The 16,561-nt window shown below is 69.5% G+C and carries 13 protein-coding genes; 6 read left to right on the top strand and 7 right to left on the bottom strand.

The window, feature by feature from the left end; all coding sequences use genetic code 11:
* Nucleotides 1–227 precede the first annotated feature (227 nt).
* Nucleotides 228–1,619 (top strand): IS200/IS605 family accessory protein TnpB-related protein, encoded by a 1,392-nt coding sequence (locus ACIQ8J_RS20230; protein WP_403607901.1) that lies wholly within the window; start codon nt 228–230, stop codon nt 1,617–1,619.
* A 233-nt stretch (nt 1,620–1,852) separates the two neighbouring features.
* Here the strand turns inward: ACIQ8J_RS20230 and ACIQ8J_RS20225 are convergent, their stop codons facing one another.
* The 3 genes from ACIQ8J_RS20225 to ACIQ8J_RS20215 are packed head-to-tail and all read right to left on the bottom strand — an operon-like array spanning nt 1,853 to nt 4,007.
* Nucleotides 1,853–2,440, bottom strand: coding sequence for a cob(I)yrinic acid a,c-diamide adenosyltransferase (locus ACIQ8J_RS20225; protein WP_403272827.1), 588 nt, complete (start codon nt 2,438–2,440; stop codon nt 1,853–1,855).
* A 13-nt stretch (nt 2,441–2,453) separates the two neighbouring features.
* Nucleotides 2,454–3,215, bottom strand: coding sequence for an ABC transporter permease (locus tag ACIQ8J_RS20220; protein WP_403272828.1), 762 nt, complete (start codon nt 3,213–3,215; stop codon nt 2,454–2,456).
* A 9-nt stretch (nt 3,216–3,224) separates the two neighbouring features.
* On the bottom strand, nt 3,225–4,007 hold the full coding sequence (locus tag ACIQ8J_RS20215) for an ABC transporter ATP-binding protein (RefSeq protein WP_403272830.1): 783 nt from the start codon (nt 4,005–4,007) through the stop codon (nt 3,225–3,227).
* A gap of 83 nt (nt 4,008–4,090) precedes the next feature.
* Between ACIQ8J_RS20215 and ACIQ8J_RS20210 the strand changes: the two genes are divergently transcribed.
* From ACIQ8J_RS20210 to ACIQ8J_RS20195, 4 genes are all read left to right on the top strand, one after another.
* A complete protein-coding gene (locus tag ACIQ8J_RS20210) occupies nt 4,091–4,732 on the top strand; it encodes a TetR/AcrR family transcriptional regulator (protein ID WP_403272831.1) in 642 nt (213 codons plus the stop codon).
* 135 nt (nt 4,733–4,867) lie between these two features.
* Nucleotides 4,868–5,716: a 3-hydroxyacyl-CoA dehydrogenase family protein gene (locus ACIQ8J_RS20205; protein ID WP_403272832.1), complete on the top strand. Its 849-nt coding sequence runs from the start codon at nt 4,868–4,870 to the stop codon at nt 5,714–5,716.
* 147 nt (nt 5,717–5,863) lie between these two features.
* Nucleotides 5,864–6,187, top strand: coding sequence for an STAS domain-containing protein (locus tag ACIQ8J_RS20200; protein ID WP_403272833.1), 324 nt, complete (start codon nt 5,864–5,866; stop codon nt 6,185–6,187).
* A 253-nt stretch (nt 6,188–6,440) separates the two neighbouring features.
* Nucleotides 6,441–9,020, top strand: a complete 2,580-nt coding sequence (locus tag ACIQ8J_RS20195; protein WP_403272835.1) for an ATP-binding protein — start codon at nt 6,441–6,443, stop codon at nt 9,018–9,020.
* 73 nt (nt 9,021–9,093) lie between these two features.
* On the opposite strand, the gene ACIQ8J_RS20190 is transcribed toward ACIQ8J_RS20195, so the two are convergent.
* The 4 genes from ACIQ8J_RS20190 to nucS form a co-directional block, all read right to left on the bottom strand.
* Complete coding sequence (locus tag ACIQ8J_RS20190) at nt 9,094–9,699, bottom strand: recombinase family protein (protein ID WP_403272837.1); 606 nt, start codon at nt 9,697–9,699, stop codon at nt 9,094–9,096.
* A 456-nt stretch (nt 9,700–10,155) separates the two neighbouring features.
* Nucleotides 10,156–11,643: a 2OG-Fe dioxygenase family protein gene (locus tag ACIQ8J_RS20185; protein WP_403272839.1), complete on the bottom strand. Its 1,488-nt coding sequence runs from the start codon at nt 11,641–11,643 to the stop codon at nt 10,156–10,158.
* Between the two features lie 199 nt (nt 11,644–11,842).
* Nucleotides 11,843–14,872: a Tn3 family transposase gene (locus ACIQ8J_RS20180; RefSeq protein ID WP_403272840.1), complete on the bottom strand. Its 3,030-nt coding sequence runs from the start codon at nt 14,870–14,872 to the stop codon at nt 11,843–11,845.
* Between the two features lie 339 nt (nt 14,873–15,211).
* Nucleotides 15,212–15,883 (bottom strand): endonuclease NucS, encoded by a 672-nt coding sequence (gene nucS / locus ACIQ8J_RS20175; RefSeq protein WP_403272842.1) that lies wholly within the window; start codon nt 15,881–15,883, stop codon nt 15,212–15,214.
* A gap of 228 nt (nt 15,884–16,111) precedes the next feature.
* Between nucS and ACIQ8J_RS20170 the strand changes: the two genes are divergently transcribed.
* Nucleotides 16,112–16,504, top strand: a complete 393-nt coding sequence (locus ACIQ8J_RS20170; RefSeq protein WP_329463001.1) for an SCO5389 family protein — start codon at nt 16,112–16,114, stop codon at nt 16,502–16,504.
* Nucleotides 16,505–16,561: the final 57 nt, after the last annotated feature.

Genomic DNA, 16,561 nt, shown 5'->3' with positions numbered 1-16,561 from the left:
CACGATCCACGGCCGCGACTGTCTCTTCCCCACACCCACACCAACGAACAGCCAAGCCGACGGTCACACCAACAACCACTTCTGTTAGGACCTCTAAGGGCGTATGAGTGTGTCCTGCGGTTGTGGTGTGGGAGTGCGGTGGGGGTCGGATTGTCAGTGGTGGCGGGTAGGTTCGGGGTGTTGGTCGCGGAGGGAGGTGAGCGGTGCGGCGGAGCGCGAAACGGCAACTGCGGGTGATCGAGGCGCCGTTCATTGCCTTGGGGCCGTCCGGTGTGGCGATCCGCGATCGGCTCAAGAACCTCACGGCCGAGGACGATGAAGTGTTGTGCATGGTCGGCGAGCACCTAGGGCGCCTGGCATCGCGTGATCTGGCAGCGCGATGCGCAGACGGCAACGACCACGACACGGACCGATGGGCGGCTCGTAAGCAGAGCCTGACCGCCGAGTCCTCCTCGCGGTGGGCCGGGTCCATCACGAAAGCCACCCACGATCAGTGGGCGCTCTCCCGTCGCTGCCAGCTGGCACATATCGAGTGTCTTGAGGCCGGTGTGCGCACGCTGATGCACCGTCTGTCCCAGCCGGTCGGCGAGCGCGGCACGAAGCGTGCTCCGGGCGGATACCGCAGCAAGGGCGAGTGGTTCCAGAAGTCGCGTCGTCTGCACACCCTGGAACACCGTCTCGATGTCGCCCGCGCCGACCGGGAGAACGGGGTCGTGCACATCGTGCGCGGCGGCCGCAAGCTGCTCAGCCATCGGCACCACCTCCAAGCCGCACAGCTCACCGACGCCGAATGGCGTGAGCGCTGGGAAGCCGGGCGCTGGTTCCTGGCCACTGACGGCGAGTCCGGGAAGCGGTACGGCAACGAGACGATCCCGGTCCCGCTGGAGACCGCCCGCGCGAACGGCATGGTCGGTGTTGATACCAACGCCGACCACTTCGCCGCCTACCGGCTCGACCGGCACGGCAACCCGGTCGGGGACCCGCGCAGGTTCTTCTTCGGCCTGTCCGGGTCGGCCGGTCACCGTGACGCGCAGATCCGGCACGCCATCACCCAACTGTTGCACTGGGCCAAACGCTGCGGCGTCAACGCGATCGGCATCGAGGACCTGGACTTCACCGCCGAGAAGACCCGCGAGAAACACGGCCGCAGGAAGCGGTTCCGCCAGCTCATCTCCGGCATGCCCACCGGCAAGCTCAAGGCCCGGCTGATCTCGATGGCCGCCGAGATAGACCTGTCCATCGTGGCCGTCGATCCGGCCTACACCTCTCAGTGGGGAGGCCAGCACTGGCGTAAGCCACTGGTCACCCCGCGCCGCACCATGTCCCGTCACGATGCCGCCGGTATCGCGATCGGGCGACGCGCCCTCGGGCACCCGATCCGGCGACGGACGGCACCGCCCCACGACGACCAGAGCGATCGTCGCGGGCATCGGACCGTCCAGGCCGGACCGGACATCCGAGGGCGTGAGGGAACCCGCCCACCCGCCACGGAACGCGCACACGATGCACGTGCCCGAGCGGGGACCACTGGAACGCGGGAGACCAGTCGGATATCCAAAACCGTTCGGGATATCCGCAGTGACCAGGTATGGGTACAAGACTCACTTCTGGTCACTTAATTGGAACGGTAGCGGCATGCGGTGAAGGAGTGGCGGATGAACGGGCCGAGCCGTCCCGGAGACGTCCTCGTCGTCGATGACGACGACGCGGTGCGCCGTTCGCTCGACCGGGGCTGTGACACCGTGCGGCTCCGCCGCGATGAGGGTCTCCCCTGTTCGAGCGAAGCCGAGAACTTGGGGGAGCGACCAGCCAGGGACGGCCCGCAGTCGAACAACCGCAACCCAGCGGAGCGCTACCGCTCCCCGCCCGGCACCCACAGCACGTCTCCGACCTCCTTGTTGGCGGTACGCGCCAGGATGAACAGGAGGTCGGAGAGGCGGTTGAGGTAGGTCGCCGTCAGCGCGTTCATACTGCCTTTGTTTCCTTGGGCGCCGTGCACCTCCAGGGCCGCCCACGTCGAGCGTTCCGCGCGCCGCACCACCGTGCACGCCTGGTGCAGCAGGGCCGCGCCCGGGGTGCCGCCCGGCAGGATGAAGCTGCGGAGCTTGTCGAGCTCCTCCAGGAAGCGGTCGCAGTCCGCCTCCAGCTTGTCGACGTAGGACTGCTCCACCCGCAGCGGCGGGTACTCCGGGTTCTCGGCGACCGGCGTGGCGAGGTCCGCGCCCACGTCGAACAGGTCGTTCTGGACCCGGACGAGCACCTTCACGACGTCCTCGGGAAGCTGCCCGAGCGCGATGGCCGTGCCGATGACGGCATTGGCCTCATTGGCGTCGGCGTACGCCGAGATCCGCAGATCGGTCTTGGCGGTCCGGCTCATGTCGCCGAGGGCGGTCGTGCCCTGGTCGCCGGTGCGGGTGTAGATGCGCGTCAGATTGACCATGCGGCCAGAGTAGTTACGCTCCGGCCGTCCGGAAGACGCGTGTGCCCACCGTCACGGCGAGCACCGCGAAGCCGACCGCCACCAGGGCCCCGTACAGCATGGCCGTCGTGGCGTACGCGCCGAGATACGCGTCCCGCACCGCGTCCACCAGATAGCGCAGCGGCATGAAGTGGGACAGCACGTTCAGCCAGCCCGGCGCGAGCGTCATGGGCAGCATCAGCCCGGACAGCAGCATCGACGGCATGGTGATCGCGTTGACCGCCGGGCCGAACCCCTGCGGGGTGGTCACCTTCATGGCGAGCGCGTACGAGAGCGACGCGAGGGACAGCGTGAGCAGCGCCACGAACGCGAAGCCGATGAGGATGCCGCCGAGCGGCGCGCGCAGGCCCATCACGAGCGCGGCGAGCACGAGCAGCACCGCCTGGAAGACGAAGAGCGCGGAGTCCCGCAGGACCCGGCCGAGCAGCAGGGCGAGGCGCGGGACGGGGGTGACGCGCATGCGCTCCACGACGCCCCAGCCGTTCTCGATGATGATCGAGAAACCGGCGAACGAGGCGCCGAACAGGGCGAGTTGGAGCAGCAGCCCCGGCACCAGGACCTGCCAGGAGCTGCCGCGGGAGGCCAGCGGCATGCCCGTGAGGAGCGGTCCGAAGAAGACCAGGTAGAGCAGTGGCATCAGTACGCCGAAGAGGACCTGGAACTTCGAGCGCAGGGTCGCACGGGCGTACCGGCCGAAGATCAGGGCGATGTCGGAGAGCAGTGGTGAGGCGGTCATGGGGGAGTCCTAGACGGCTACGGGGGTGGATTCCTGCGGCGCGGCGGTGCGCCCGGTGATGGCGAGGAAGGCGTCCTGGAGGGATGCGTCGGGGCCGCCCGCGTACCGGGTCTTGAGCTCGGCCGGGGTGCCCTCGGCCACGATCACGCCCCGGTCGACGATGACGAGCCGGTCGGCGAGCGCGTCGGCCTCGTCCAGGTAGTGGGAGGTGAGCAGCACGGTGGTGCCGTGCTCCGTGCGGATCCGGCGGACCAGGTCCCACAGATCGGCCCGGCTGCCCGGGTCGAGGCCGGTGGTCGGCTCGTCCAGGAAGAGCACCGCCGGCCGGTGCATCAGGCCCATCGCGATGTCGAGCCGCCGCCGCTGGCCGCCGGAGAGCGCCGCCGTCGTGCGCTCCAGGAGTTCGCTCAGACCCAGGTCGTCCGCCAACTCCTCGGCGCGCAGGGCGGCTTGGGCCTTGGGGAGGCGGTAGAGGCGGCCCTGGGTGACCAGCTCCTCGCGTACGGAGATGTGCGGGTCGACGCCGCCGGACTGGGCCACGTAGCCGCAGGCCCGGCGGACTCCGGCGGGGTCCCGGAGCAGATCGCAGCCGGCCACGGTCGCGGCGCCGCCAGTCGGCGGGAGCAGGGTGGTGAGCATCCGCAGGGTGGTGGTCTTGCCCGCGCCGTTGGGGCCGAGGAGGCCGAGGATCTCGCCGGGCCGCACGGTCAGGTCGATGCCGCGCACCGCCTCGACGGGGCCGCCCTTGCTCTGGAAGGTCCGGGCGAGCCCGGCGGTACTGATGATTGCCATGGCCCCAGAAAAACAGAGTCTCTTAAATTTTGCAATGGCCCCAAAATTTAGGGGGGTGCAGATCATCGCCTAGGCTTCGGTCCATGACAGAGGGGCGCAGGGAGCGGAAGAAGCGCGAGACCAGGCAGCGGATCTCGGACCTGGCCACCGGGCTCTTCCTGGAGCGCGGCTTCGAGGCGGTGACGATCGCCGAGATCGCCGAGGTGGCCGACGTGTCGGTCAACACCGTCTACAACTACTTCCCCGCCAAGGAGGACCTGTTCCTCGACCGCACCGAGGGCGTCGTGGACCGGCTCTCGCGCTGGGTGCGGGGCCGCGACGCGGGGGAGTCGGCCGCCGAGGCCGTCCTGCGCGAGCTGCGCGCCGAGGTCGAGGCGGTCTCGCCGCGGGTCGGGCTGATGGAGGGCTACAGCCGGTTCATGGCCGTCATCCACGAATCGCCCGCGCTCAAGGCCCGGCTGTGGGCGGTGGGCCAGGAGGTCCTGGAGAACCTGGACGCGGCCCTGCGCGAGGAGGTCGGCGCCCGCCCCGAGGAACCGCTGCCCTCCCTGGTCGCGGGCCAGATCAACTGGGTCCACCAGACGGCGATGGCCGCCATCAGCCGCGAGATGATGGCCGGCCGCGACCCCCGGGCGGTCTCCCGCGAGGTGCTCGTCCTGATCGACGAGATGGAGGGACTGCTGGGGGAGAAGGTGCTCAACTACGCCGTACGGGGCGCACGCTGAGAGCCACCTCACGCGGTCCGGTGTGATGTCCGTCATCTGAGACGTGACGCGCATCTCTTAGCGGTCCCAGAAGGCCGCCCGGCCGATAGCCTCCGCCAAGAAGGCTTGGGTGGAAACCTGTTGGAGGGAAGTGTCGTGGCCAGGAAGCTCGCCGTCATCGGAGCCGGACTCATGGGGTCCGGTATCGCGCAGGTCTCCGCTCAGGCGGGCTGGGACGTGGTGCTGCGCGACGTCACCGACGAGGCCCTCACCCGGGGCACCGACGGCATCAAGGCCTCGTACGACAAGTTCGTGAGCAAGGGGAAGCTGGCGGCCGAGGACGCCGAGGCCGCGCTCGCCCGCATCACCACGACCACCGACCTGGACGCCGCCGCCGACGCCGACATCGTGGTCGAGGCCGTCTTCGAGAAGCTGGAGGTCAAGCACGAGATCTTCCGCACGCTCGACAAGATCGTGCGCGCGGACACCGTGCTCGCCTCCAACACCTCCGCCATCCCGATCACCAAGATCGCGGCGGCCACCGAGCACCCCGAGCGGGTCGTCGGCGTCCACTTCTTCTCGCCGGTGCCGATGATGCAGCTGTGCGAACTGGTCCGCGGCTACAAGACCAGCGACGAAACCCTCGCCGCGGCACGGGAGTTCGCCGAGTCGGTCGGCAAGACCTGCATCGTGGTCAACCGCGACGTGGCCGGCTTCGTCACCACCCGCCTCATCTCGGCGCTCGTCGTCGAGGCGGCCAAGCTGTACGAGTCGGGCGTGGCCAGCGCCGAGGACATCGACCTCGCCTGCAAGCTGGGCTTCGGCCACGCGATGGGCCCGCTCGCCACCGCCGACCTCACCGGCGTCGACATCCTGCTGCACGCCACCAGCAACATCTACACGGAGTCCCAGGACGAGAAGTTCGCCCCGCCGGAGCTGATGCGCCGGATGGTGGACGCGGGTGACATCGGCCGCAAGAGCGGGCAGGGCTTCTACAAGCACTGAGAACCGTCCGTCTTCCGGGGTGTTCACCCCAAGGGGTGAATTAGGTCTCGGTTCGCTCACGGGCGGCAACTTCTGTGGCCGTGGGGCAGTCAGTTGATGAGTCGGTTGTCGTAAATCCAGCAGCCAGTAGCACTCCCGGGAGCGCATATGCACATCAGGGGCGACCACGTCGAGCTGGTCGTCGGGGGCCGCCTCGACGTCCGCAGCGCGGCGGACGCCCGTACGGCCCTGCACACGGCGGTTGACGACGGGGTCGGCGACCTCGTGCTCGACCTCACCGAACTGGACTCGTGGGACGCCACCGGACTCGGCGTGATCATGGGGGCGCACCGCCGGGCCGGGCGGTGCGGCCGGCGCCTCGTACTGCGCGGCGTACCGCCCCAGATGCAGCGCCTCCTGGTCGCGACGCGGCTGCACCGGATCCTGGCGATCGAGGGCGGCATCGTGGCGGAGGCCCTGCCGCGCGTGTAGCCGCGGGGGTGTCGTAGGGACCGCGAGCGGGAAGGAATCGGACTCCGCGCGCAATCCTCACGAGACCGTGACGTCTTGGGCGGGGCGGCACCCCGCCTGTTCAGAGATACTGTGCGGAGTCTAGGGTTCGGCTTCCCGCCGATCGACGAACCCACACGGCGGGCACCGGACCAGAAGCGACAGCGAAGAGCGAAGTGCGTAAGGGCCGGGAGGGGCCAATCCTTACGCACCACGCATCTGGGGGGCTTTCACCATGGACCCGATGAACCGGGGACCGGAAGAGTTCAACCATGCCGACGAGACGGTCGGCGGTGCGGGCGCACACGCGGAGCCGGGTGCCGGGCCGCAGCGTCCGCCGCGCGACAGAGATTCCGCCACGCCCGACTTCGCGGGGCGCGCGGCCGGACTCGCCCGCACCGTCCAGCTCGTCTCGGGAGACTTCCTCCTCACCGTCAATCCGGTGGACGGCAGCGAGATCGAGAACTGCCCGCCGAGCGAGACACCCGCTCGGCCCGTGCGGCACAGCGCCGCCGAGCGTGCCGAGGCCGAGCGCGCCGCCCGGCCCCCGCTCCCGCCGGGCCCCCTGGCACTGACACCCCCGCTCCTGGAACGGCAGGAGGAGCGCGCCCGGCTCGTACGCCTCCTCGGCCGCGGCCGCTCCGTGCGGCTCACCGGCCCCGCGGGCTCCGGGCGCAGCGCCCTGCTCGACGCCGTCGCCGCGGACTGCGCGGAGCTCGCGCCCGACGGCGTCGTACGCCTCTCCGGCCACCGGCGCAGCCCCGCTGAGCTGCTGTACGAGCTGTACGCCACGGTGTTCCGCGCACCCCTGCACCGGCCCGACCGGGCCACGCTGCTCGAACGGGTCCGCCAGATCGGCGCCATCGTCGTCCTCGACGACCTCGAATTCGGCGGTGCCACCCTCGAAGAGCTGCTCATGGCCACCCCCGAGTGCGCCTATCTGCTCGCCGCCACCCCCGACGTACCGGCGCCGCACTCCGAATCGCACGTCGAAGAGGTCTTCCTGTCCGGCCTCGGCCGCGGCGCCTCCCTCGAACTCCTGGAGCAGGCGGTCGACCGGGCGCTGACCGACGAGGAGGCCAACTGGGCGGGCGACCTGTGGTTCGAGTCCGAGGGCCTGCCGCTGCGCTTCGTCCAGGCCGGAGCCCTGCTGCGCCAGCGCGACCGGCTGCGCGGCGAGGTCAACTCCCTTGACCCGTACGGCTTTCCGTCGGAGGAACCCGCCGAGGCCTCGGTGTTCTCGGGCGAGGGACGCGAGATACCGCTGCCCACGCTCGGCGAGGGCGCGGCCCCCGCGGCGCTGCTCGCCTCCCGGCTGAGCGAGGCCGCTCGGGCCACCCTGCGCTTCGCCGTGGCGCTCGGCGGCGAGGTGCCGCACCAGGCGCACCTGCCCGCCCTGGTCGGCGACACCCACGCGGACGCCGCCCTCGGCGAACTCCTCGACGGCGGGCTGCTGTCACCGGTCGGCGCCCGCTACCGCCTCGCGGCCGGCGTACTCACCCAGCTGGAAGGCGCCGGTTACGCAGCCGACGCGGCCGAGCAGGCCTACGCCGCAGCCCAGCACTACGCCTGGTGGACCGGGCACCCCTCGGTCACCCCCGAGCGGGCCGCCGCCGAGGCGGACGCGGTGCTCGCCGCGATGGGCGCCCTGGTGCCCGGCGCGGCTCCCGAACACCCCGCCACCGTGGTCAAGCTGGCCCGCAGCTCGGCGCCCGCCTTCGCGGCCGGACTGCACTGGACGGCCTGGGAGCGCGCCCTGCGGGTCGGCTCCGAGGCGGCCCGGCTGACCGGGGAGGTGGCCGAAGAGGCGTACTTCCACCACGAGTTGGGCGTCCTCGCGCTCTGCGGCGGCAGCCCGGACCGGGCCCGCGCCGAGCTGGAGGCGTCCATCGCGCTGCGCGGCGCGCTCGCCGACAAGCGCGGCACCGTCGCCGGACGCCGGGCGCTCGCCCTGGTCGAGGACCGCTCGGGCGGGCTGCTGCCGGGCGGCCGCACCCCCGCCGGGGAAGAGGTGCCCGCGGCCCGCTACGAGGAGTCCCAGTCGCCGCCCCGGGGCGTCCCGGCAGCGGCCGTGACGGCCCAACTCCCGGATGTCGGCGCCACGTTGATCACCCGGCGGGAGACCCCGGTCGGCGGCGCCATGCCCAAGGCGCGGCGCACCCTGCTCGGCGGCGCCCGGCGCAACCTCGTCGCGGCCGGGGCCGGCGCACTGCTCGCCGCGGTGCTCGGCACGGTCGTCACGCTCGGCGCGACCTCCAACAACAACGACGGCGGCCAGGGCGACAAGGTGAAGCAGCAGCAGTCGGCCAACGAGGGCGACAGCGGCGGCGGCCTGAACGCCGACCCGAACGACCCGGGCAGCACCTCCAAGCCCGGCCACACCAAGAGCGGCGGCCCGGCCAGTCCGAGCAAGTCGGGATCCGCCAAGCCCGGCACCTCCGGCCGGCCGGAGCCCGGCACCAGCGGCAGCCCGGACAGCCCGAGCGGCCAGCCGTCCACGCCGGGCTCGACGAAGCCCTCCAATTCGGGCAAGCCGTCCGGCTCGGGCAAGCCGTCGCACTCGCCGTCGCACATCCCGGACCCGAGCCCGAGCAGCCACACCCCGACGGGCACGCCGTCGTCGCCGTCCAGCCCGCCGGCGAGCCCCGGGGGCAGCAGTCCGCCAGCCACGAAGCCGCCGCCTTCGAGCCCCGCGGTCTCCAAGTCCCCGACGTCCAGCACCCCGGCAGGCTCCAAGCCGACGGCGACGTCCACCGGTCCCACCACCAGCGCCCAGGCCACCTCGCAACCGACGGCCGCCGGCGCCCCCGCGTAAGCGGGTCCCCGTAGTAATCGCCGGAAAAACAACGGATATCGCTGACCTGCACGGATGCGACCTAGCTCGTTGATCAGCCTTCATGTCCAACGGGCTCGGCAGTGGCGCTTTCGCGGTGCTTGCGCAGTTCTCGGTAGAGCGTGGAGCGGCTGACGCCGAGTTCGACGGCTACTTGTTCGGGGATCGCACCGTCCTTGATCCGTTGGGCGGCTCCAGCTCGGGTGGTGGCGTTGAGCTTCGCCGGGCGGCCGGTCGGTAGGCCGCGGGCTTCCTTGGCCGCGCGGGCGCCGGCGGCGCGCTCCAGCATGTAGATCCGTTCCATCTGCGCGAACATCGCCAGCAGCGCGATGGCCATGTCTGTTCCGGGCCCCGGCTCGCTGGTGTCCACGGCGAGCTTGTCGCCGAGCGTGCGCAGGAAGATGCCGCGCTGGGTGAGGTCGTGTACGAGGTTCAGGGTCTCGCGCATGTTGCGGCCCAGCCGGTCCAGGGTGAGCACGTTGATCCGGTCGCCGGGACGGGCGAAGCCGAGCAGGGCGGTCAGGCCCTCGCGGTCCATGTTCGCGCCGGTGCGCTTGTCGACGTAGATATGCTCCTCGGCGACTCCGGCGGCGCGTATCGCGTCGATCTGCCGGGCGAGGTCCTGTGCGGTCGTACTTACTCTGCAATACGCGAGATCCATGCGCGCTACAGTCTCACAAGTTGACCCCGCGGCACGGCTTCTGACACACACTTGTGGCACCAGCTTTTGACACCGGTCGACCTGCGGGGACGTGATCACCGCGGCGCCAGTGGTCGCCTGTGTCACAACCATGCTTGTGACACAGGCGAAAACTGACTCTCCGGCCGGCTATGCGCTGATGCTGAGAAAGTCGCGTACTGTCCGTACGTCCCGGTGCGGGGCCAGCTGGCCGCGGAGGTCGTCGAGTGCGCCGGACGGGCGGGAGGAGTTGACGTTGCCGTTCTGGGTGAAGGCTTCCGTCGCGGTGGCCCAGGCTGTCGAGCCAGGTGATGAAGGCGAGGGCGGAAAAGTGGGGCACCGGTTCATACTCCGCCCGTCAGGGCCGCCTGGGCCATAGACGCAAGTCACAGCACACCTCGGGCGATGGTGGACCGAGTAGCGCTCGGAGAGAGCTGCTCACAGCCGGGGGCCGAAGGGCACCACGCCGATCAAGATCATGCAACGCTCACCGGGACCAGGTCCCTGACCGCGTCGCACGGGAGCGACATAGTGTGTAACCCGGGGATCGTAGACGGCGTAGGACTCCAGCGGCTCATCGAGGGTGAAGGTGGAGTGGACGTGGTTCGGCACCACCTCGTCGGGCTGCCGCCCGGCACACTCTGGCCGGGCGATGAAGTTCTCGCCGCCAGCGACGTTGCTGCGGCTGATGAGATGCGCGAAGGTGAAAGTGCCGTCACCGTCCTGATGGAAGCAGTTGGGCGAGGCGACTGCCGCGTCGCCCGCCTTGTGCGCGATCAGCTTCATCAGGTGGACCGCAAGGTACAGCGGGGAGCGCTGGTGATCCTCCCGATACAGGGTCTGGTGTACGTCGAAGCGCATCAAGTGCCGCAACAGTGCATTGTCGCGGGCCTCGTCTGGGATAGCGGGCCAGTACCGTGCGTCTTCGTAATCGGGGTGGCGTGCCTGCGGGTACTCAGCGAGAGAGCCGTGATCGGTGTCGGGCTTGCCCGGGATCCAGGACAACGTGTCGTCCCAGGGTAGATAGACGGCGGCGGCATAGCGCCGCAGACGGTTCTCCTCCGGTGCGTACTGATCGTGAGGCAGGTTACAGAAGGCTCGTGACAGCCGTGCGAGCTCATCGCGCCACGAGCCGCCGAGCGCGTTGAGGTCCAGGTCTTGCGGACTGTAGCGTGCGTATCCCCGTGTCGGCAGGTCACCGAGGTCGGTGGCGGGGCTCGGCGATGCAGGCGCCGACGCGGCCGCCATGGTGCGGGGGATGGTGCTGTCGGTCATCGTTCCTCCGGCGCCGGCCCGTGACGGCGGGGTAGTGGAGACTAGTGCTGGGCTGCTTTTCTCCTGCAGGCGTGCATGGAACGCGGCTTTGGCGGCCGGCCATTCGCTACGGATCATCGAATACCGGACGCAGTCGCTCCAGGTGCCGTCGACGCGTCGGTGATGACGACGAAACAGTCCTTCGCGGACCGCACCGTAACGCTCCACGGCGCGCCAGGACCGCACGTTGAGGGCATCAATTTCCCAGGACACCCGCCCGATGCCCAATTCCTCGAAGGCATGCGTGAGCGTGAGCAAGGCTGCCTCGGTATTGACCGCGCTACCGCGATAGGACTGGCCGTACCAGGTCCATTCCATCGCCAGACGCTCATGCTCCTCGGTTGTCGCGTCGAATTCGTAACACGTCCAGCCGGCGGCCCGCCCGCTCTCCTTGTGAAACACCGTGAATATGATCAGATGGTCGTGCAGCATGGCCGCGACAACCTTCCGCAGGTCCTCCTCCGTGTGTGGAGTGGGCGCCAGCATCCAACGCCACAGCTCGTCATCCCCGCCACCTGCGGCCAGCAGCTCGGGAATATGGGCTTCGGAAAACGGCGTCAGGCAGACGTGTGAACCGTCGAGGACGGTGGGATACGGCCTTCGCGCAGTCATGCAGAAACCGTATGGACAGACGCAGAGGTCACGCCACGGCTGGTGCACCGATCGAGTGAACGAAAGGGCCGCAGCAGCCTGAGGTGTGCGACCTGTGCGGCGCCGTGGTTTCGGACGATTCGGAGATGTATGCGCTGGTCAAGGACTCGTCGGGCCATTCGTGCCGTCGACCGACAGTTCGACGGGGCCCGCATGGTCGTCACGTGTTCGCGCGCTCCGGCCGCCGTGACCGCAGTGGCCGGTAGCCGGCCGGGTCGAGCTTGGCGAGTTCGGTGTCGACCTCGACGTTGATCGTGCCGTGGTAGTTGACGTTCTCGCTGTGCGCTGGGGAGATGTGCGCGAGCAGTTCGTCGTCCACCGCCCGGCCCTCGGCGCGCATCTGCGCGACGGCCAGGCCGTAGTACTCCGTGGTCCAGGTCACCACCGAGTTGGTCAGCACTGTCAGGCACCACGCCTGCTCGGTCTGCCCGGCCAGGAACCGCTCACGGATCTTCCCCTGGTGGGCGTAGTGCAGGTCCCGGCGCAGGGAGTGCAGCGACTCACCCTTGTTGAGCTGCCGGGCGATCTTGCGGCGATAGGTCTCGTCCGCCAGATAGCGGGCGGCGTAGATCGTGCGCCGCAGCGCCCCGTACTCCTTGAGCGCGGCAGCCAGGGTGTTCTGCCGCGAGGACGCGGAGAGCTTGCCGACAATCAGAGAAGCGGTGGCGTGCCCGAACTTGATCGAGGCCGCCAGACGGAGCAGATCGTCCCAGTTCTCCTCGATCAACCCCATGTTGATCTTCTGGGTCAGCAGCGGTCCCGCGACCGGCCAGAGCCTGCCGACGTCGCGCTGCGGGTCCATCCGGTAAAGGGTGATCTTCCCCAGGTCCCTAATCCGCGGCGAGAGCTGCATCCCCACCAGGTCGAACAAGGCGAAGTTGACCAGCGTCACCCCGTGCGTGTCGGTGGCATGCTCGGTGATCGGCAGATCGGTCTTGTTGCCCATGATCTCGTCCAGCACGTACTGGGCCTCACGCCGGGTGACCACGATGACCTTCGTACCGAACGTCGAGTGCTGGTCCGAGACGTGGGTGTAGGTGGACAGCCCTTGCCCGGCGAAGTACTTCTTCATCACCCGCGCGGTCGTCGACTTGCCCTGGACCGGAAACCGCTGCCCGTCCGAGGAGGACAGCGTGCCGCCGCCGAACGCCTGGGTCATCGGCAGGCGGTGGTGGTAGTTCACGATCGCGGCGTTCGCCGCGGCCAGCGTCTCCTCCCGGATGTACCACTCCTGGGTCCAGGCCAGGATGTCGTAGGAGATCCCGCACGCCTCCGCCATCCGCACCAGCCCCAGATTCGTGGCGTTGGCGATGAGCACGGCCAGCAGATTGCGCTTGAGCTCCGGGGAACGCGACTGCTTCCCGCCGGCGTGAGTGATGCAGTCCAGGAACCCGGTGCGGCGGTCCAGCTCCACCAGCAGCGAGGCAATCGGCGCCAGCGGCAAAAGCTCCGACAACTCGTCGCGCAGCGCGGCGGCCTCGGCCGGGACGTCCTCGGCCGACAGCGGAGGGATGATCAACTCTCCCTTGTCCGACAGCCGTACTTCCCCGGTGCTCGCCTGGCGGTTGCCCAGGACCTTCTCCAGGTCCCCCATCGCCACCTCAAGCTCCTCCTTGCACCCGTCCAGCGCGGCCCTGGCCGACGCGGGCTTGCCGACCAGATGGCAGAACTGGTCCCGCTGCACCGTCCACTGCTCGGGCGTGAACAGGTACGAGGCCGGATCGGCGTACCGGCGAGACGAAGGCACGTACACATCGCCCGACCGCAGCCCGTCGCGCAGACCGAGCAGCACCGTAAGCTCCCAGAAGTGCCGGTACGCCGTGACGTCCCTGGACTTCGCGGCCTGCTCCAGGTAGCCCACCCAGCGCACCGGCACGAAGTCCGAGGGCGCGCCGTCGGGGACCTTCCGCGCCCCGGTCGCGTTCAACTCCTTGAGGATCTTCACGGCTTCCATCAGCGACTCCGCGCCCGTGCCGCCCTTGAAGGAGATGGCCCGCAGCACGTCCGGGGTGAACTGCCGCAGGTAGGCGTAGGAGTCGTCCAGCATCGCCAGGTGCCCGTGATCGCGCGGCAGCCGAGGTGAGGACCCCGCCGCCGCGGCCCGCAGACGCTCCATGCCGATGGTGTCCCGCAGCAGGCCGCCGACTTGCTCGTCCTCGATTCCCAAATCCAGCAGTACCGGCAGGATCTCGTCCAGCAGCGCCTGGCGGCCCTCCCCGGCCGCGGCCCGTGCCGCCAGTGCGTCGCGCATCTTGGTCCGCGCTCGGCTCTCCCGGGCCGAGACGGCCTGGTCGAACAGGCCGATGACCTCGTCCAGCACGTCGGCCGCCGACTGCGCGAGGACCGTCAGCAGGATCGGGTGGCGGCGCTGGGGTTCGCGCCGGTCCAGCGACTGCGGGGTCAGCCGGCGCCCCACCTGGGCCAGAAACCGGCGCCGCTCGGCGGGCAGCGCGGTCAGATCCAGCGCGTGGGCATCCAGGCCGCGCAGGAACCCCAGCTTCTCCAGCTCCCCCTTGACCGCGTTCGCCGAGTCCCCGGTCGCGCCCGTCGACAGCCAGTTCAGCCTCGTCGCCCCGATCAACGGATCCATGCTCAGCAGGCCGTCGAGCTCACCCATCAGCTTGGGCGTCAGCAGGTGCCTGACCCGCTGGTAGGTCTCCCGGCCCGCCTCCGCCCGCGCGGCGGCCACCCGCTCCAGCAGACTGACCACCCCGGGCCGCACCACCCGCGAGGCCACCAGATGTTCGCATGCCAGACGGAACAGTAGCGAGGGCGAGTCGTGCTCCATCGCCCGAGCGAGCAGGAACTCGTCCAGCTCCTTCAGCTGTATCGCCTTGGCGGGCTTCCAGTTCAGGTACCCGGACACCTCCCGCAGGTGGTCAGTCCGGGTCTGTTTTCGCTCGCCGTAGAAACGCAGTTCGCCGATGGGTATCCGCAGGCGTTCCGAGAGCCGGGCCACCGCCGCCGGCGGGGCCGAGGCGACGTCATCCGGTACGAACCCGAGCCAGGGCAGTGTGCACAGCTGGACGGCCAGCCCGATCCGGTCCTTGGCGCTACGACCGCGTCCCGGGTCGATGAACCCCACGTCCGCCGGGGTCAGCGTGAAGAACCGGATCAGCTCTTCCTTGTTGATCTCCGGGAAGTCCCGCAGCCGTTCCAGCTCGTCATCCGCGAACACACGGGTCGCCACCCGGAACCTCCACCGCAACCGCCCACGTCTCGTGGGCACCGTGCGCCACACCGTAGAAGCCATGGCGGGGCACGGTCAGGCAAACGGTCACATCGCGGCGTATCGGATGCCAAGCCGGTCAAGGCCGTTGCCCATCCGCGGTGCCAGACCCGGCCCGGACACCGGCAGAGAAGTGCCCCCAGCGCCCTGGGCGCTCAGTCCGTCGCGTCGAGCAGGTCGGCGATATCCGTTGTTTTTTCGGCGATTACTACGGGGACCCGGTAAGACACGGATCCACGCAAGACACGAGAAGGGGCCCGCAGCACTCTGCGGGCCCCTTCTCGTACGTACCGGACGGACTCAGAACAGGCGGAGCTTGTCGTCCTCGATGCCGCGCAGGGCGTCGTAGTCGAGCACGACGCAGCCGATGCCGCGGTCGGTGGCGAGCACCCGGGCCTGCGGCTTGATCTCCTGGGCCGCGAAGACGCCCTGGACCGGGGCGAGGTGCGGGTCGCGGTTGAGCAGTTCCAGATAGCGGGTCAGCTGCTCGACGCCGTCGATCTCGCCGCGGCGCTTGATCTCGATCGCGACGGTCTTGCCGTCCCCGTCCCGGCACAGGATGTCGACCGGGCCGATCGCCGTCGGGTACTCGCGGCGGATCAGGGTGTAACCCTCGCCGAGGGTCTCGATGCGGTCCGCGAGGAGCTCCTGGAGGTGCGCTTCCACGCCGTCCTTGATCAGGCCAGGGTCCACGCCGAGTTCGTGGGAGGAGTCGTGGATGACCTCCTCCATGGTGATGATGAGCTTCTCGCCCGCTTTGTTGATGACGGTCCAGACGCCCGCGTCGTCCCCCGATCCCTCTTTCAGTGTGCAGGGCGGAGACATCCAGTTGAGGGGCTTGTACGCCCGGTCGTCCGCATGAATGGAGACGCTGCCGTCCGCCTTCACCAGGATGAGGCGGGGAGCGGAGGGGAGGTGGGCGGTGAGCCGGCCCGCATAGTCGACGGAGCAGCGGGCGATGACGAGACGCATGGTGGGCAACGCTACTCGAAGCCCCCCGCCGAACGCGATTCGCCCTGGAGTGCACTGTTCGTTATTGGCCGGTTATGCGCCAAGTGGCTGCCACGGGCCGGACAACGCGCCTACCGTGGAAGCGGGAGGTTGTCGGCCGTGCACGCTGTGTTGTCGGGAGGAGCGGCCGTCATCGTCCCTTTCCCTGCCCGTAAGGCCCCGCACCCCGGGGTCGCGAGAGGAGAAACCATGTCGCTCGACGTCTCACCGGCCCTACTCGAACAGGCCGAGCGAGGCGAGGTCGACGAAGCCGCCTTCGTCGACTGCGTCCGGAGCTCCCTGCCCTACGCGTGGGAGATGATCAGCTCTCTGGTGGCCCAGCTGAAGGTCGACGGCGGAGAGTTCGCCGACAACCAGACGCCACCGCCGGACGAGCAGGCGCGCGGCCAACTGCTGCGCGCCCTCGCGAGTGACGCCATTCGCGGTGCGCTCCAGCGGCACTTCGGTGTCCGCCTGGCGTTCCAGAACTGCCACCGTGTCGCGGTGTTCCCGCTGGACCCCTCGTCCGATGAGCGGCTGGCCCGCTTCACCTCGATCAGGGGTCAGCTTCTCAACCAGTCGCCGGAGCTTCGGGACTGCTGAAGTCTTCGCCGCCGCTCCGCGTCGCGGGAGGTGCAACTGACGTGGGGCGGCGGCCAC

Source organism: Streptomyces sp. NPDC094147, from assembly GCF_044764265.1.
GTDB lineage: Bacteria > Actinomycetota > Actinomycetes > Streptomycetales > Streptomycetaceae > Streptomyces.
The sequence above is the reverse complement of the archived record's forward strand: the minus strand, read 5'-3'. Positions and strand labels throughout refer to the sequence as shown.